Here is a 1,894-nt window from a genome sequence, read left to right as displayed (position 1 = left end):
GGATCCGCTTGTGTGCTCGGGCCGTTCCGTGTGCGCTTGGGGCTGGCAGGCTAGGCCTCGACCCGTCTCCTATAGTGCCGATCGTTACTGCCCTCGTCATGCGGATTGGGAGGCGTCGAGCGTTTCTGCTGCGAGCTCGAAGAGCTCGCGAACGCGGTCGTGCGCGCCGGACATTCGTACTAGGTGGATGCCGAGCGGCTCACGGTCGACGATCGGACGCAGAACGAGGCCCGGGCGCGCGTACAGGGTTGCGACGCTGCGTGGCAGTATCGCAACGCCTCTGCCGGATGCCGCAAGCTCCACGGTTCCCTCGATTCCTGCGCAACGTCGATCTGCTTCGAACGGGCCCTCGCCTTCCAGGTCGCGCATCCGCAGTCGGCGTTTGCCGGCTAGGCGATGGTGCGCAGAGAGCACGGCGAGCTTCGGCTCGGCGCCGAGCGGCACGCTCATCAGGCCGTCGTCGTCGAACGGCTCACGGACCACGGCGATGTCTGCACGACCGTCGCGCACCGCGTCAGCGCCCTCGTACCAGACGAGTTCGATCAGCGCGACATCGAGCTCAGGCGCGACCTCGCCGATCGCCGCCACCGCCGGCGCGACGCGCAAACCGGGCGCGAAGCCGATGACCAGGCGCTCGAGACCACGAGCCGCTTCATGCGTGCGACGGACGGCGGTGGTCGCCGATGCAAGCAGGCTGCGACCTTCGTCTGCGAGTCGCTCACCGGCCGGGGTGAGCGCCACGTGACGGCTCGTGCGGTCGAGCAACCCGACGCCGATCTCGCGCTCGAGCGCCATCACTTGCCGAGACAGCACGGGCTGAGCGATGAGCAGCCTCTCGGCGGCGCGCCCGAAGTGGAGCTCTTCGGCAACCGCGACGAAATAGCGCAGTTTGCGAAGGTCGAGATCCATGCCCTGAGGGTATCGGAGTCCCCGAGAAGGTATTGGACGGTGCACGGCGGGGCCCCCGAGAGTGAACTCATGATCGTTCTCACCACCCCCACCGGCCGCATCGGGCGCCGAGTACTCGAACGAGTGCTCGCCCGCGCCGACGAGCCCGTGCGTGTCATCGCCCGCAACCCCGACGCGCTATCCACCGAAACCACCGCGCGCGCAGAGATCATCGTCGGATCGCACGGCGATCCCGCGGTGATCGATGCGGCACTCACCGGCGCCGACGCCATGTTCTGGCTGACTCCGCCGCCGTGGCGTGCCGAGCGACTCGAGGACGGCATGGAAGAACTAGCCGGGCCTGCTGCCGAGGCGGTGCGCCGCCACGGCGTGCGGCATGTCGTCGCGGCGTCGAACCTCGGCCGCGGTGTCTCCGGAGAATCGGGGCTTGTGCGCCACGGCCTCGCCGTCGAGGACATCTTCGCGGCCACCGGTGCCGCGTTCCGCGCCATCACCTTGCCGGGCTTCTTCGACAACTTGCTCAACGATGTCGCGGCGCTGCGCGACGGCAGCCTCAACGGCGTACTGCGCCCGGACCACAAGACACCACTCGTCGCCGCCGACGATATTGCGGATGTCGTCACCGAACTCCTCATCGACCGATCGTGGTCTGGTCAGGAGGATCGCCCGATCCTAGGCCCGGAAGACCTCTCGATGTCCGATATCGCCACGATCCTGTCCGACGTGCTCGCACGTCCGATCGAGTACACACCGATCGACCTCGAAACGTTCCGTACGGGACTGCTCGCGCGCGGGGCCTCGCCCGCGATGGCTGACGGCATGGCCGGAATGATGTCGGCCAAGAACGCAGGACTCGACAACGCTGTCAAGCGCACTGCGCATACCGGGTCGCCGACAACCTTCCGGGACTGGGCCGAACGTGAACTCAAGCCGCTCGTTGTCAGCTGAACTGGGTCCAGCGCCCACTCTCGCCCGCAAGCGCTCA

Annotated in this window: 2 protein-coding genes; one reads left to right on the top strand and one right to left on the bottom strand. The window is 67.6% G+C overall.

The window, feature by feature from the left end:
- Positions 1-96: 96 nt before the first annotated feature.
- Positions 97-909, bottom strand: a complete 813-nt coding sequence (locus HII28_RS19800; RefSeq protein ID WP_170027676.1) for a LysR substrate-binding domain-containing protein — start codon at positions 907-909, stop codon at positions 97-99.
- Between the two features lie 69 nt (positions 910-978).
- Here HII28_RS19800 and HII28_RS19795 point away from each other — a divergent pair, with 69 nt between their 5' ends.
- Positions 979-1,857, top strand: coding sequence for an NAD(P)H-binding protein (locus HII28_RS19795; RefSeq protein WP_170027678.1), 879 nt, complete (start codon positions 979-981; stop codon positions 1,855-1,857).
- The last annotated feature ends 37 nt before the right edge of the window (positions 1,858-1,894 follow it).

This window comes from Planctomonas sp. JC2975 (assembly GCF_012985205.1).
Taxonomy (GTDB): Bacteria; Actinomycetota; Actinomycetes; order Actinomycetales; family Microbacteriaceae; genus Humibacter.
The sequence above is the reverse complement of the archived record's forward strand: the minus strand, read 5'-3'. Positions and strand labels throughout refer to the sequence as shown.